This is a genomic window from Tsukamurella sputi, from assembly GCF_007858445.1.
Lineage (GTDB): Bacteria > Actinomycetota > Actinomycetes > Mycobacteriales > Mycobacteriaceae > Tsukamurella > Tsukamurella sputi.
Genome location: NZ_VIGV01000184.1, coordinates 1 through 538, shown reverse-complemented (window position 1 = coordinate 538; position 538 = coordinate 1). Strand labels below are relative to the sequence as shown.

Annotated in this window: 1 protein-coding gene; it reads right to left on the bottom strand. The window is 66.9% G+C overall.

Annotated features, from left to right (window positions below):
• A partial coding sequence (locus FK268_RS23735) for an aminotransferase class I/II-fold pyridoxal phosphate-dependent enzyme (protein ID WP_146437904.1) occupies positions 1–538 on the bottom strand: 538 nt, incomplete at both ends.

Below are 538 nucleotides of genomic sequence, written 5' to 3'. Positions count from 1 at the left end.
CCATGCGGCGGCCTCGTCGGCGAAGCCGCCGTACAGGATGAAATTGGCGTGCGAGTCGATGACGTCGTAGCCCAGCTCCGCCAGCCGTGCTGCGATGCGGTCGCGCTCGGCGGACAGGTGAGCGACGGAGGCCAACGTCTCGGCGCGATGGTCGATCGCCGCGATCGCCGCGGCCTGGGTGAACACCGACAGGTGGTACGGCAAGCGCACGAGCTGGATGGCATCCACGATCGCCGGCGCCGCCACGAGGTAACCGACCCGTCCGCCCGCGAAGGCGAAGGCCTTGCTCATCGTGCGGCTCACGATCAACTTCTCGCCGAAGCGATCCAGCAGTCGCACCGCGGACGGTCCTGCGCTGAACTCCCCGTATGCCTCGTCGACGATGACGATCCCGGGTGCGGCCTCGATCAAGCGGATCAGCTCGTCCTCGGGGATGAGGTGCCCCGTCGGATTGTTCGGATTCGTGAGGAACAGTACGTCGGGACGGAGTTCATCGATCGCGCCCACGGCGTAGTCCGTGTCGAGTGCGAAGTCCTCC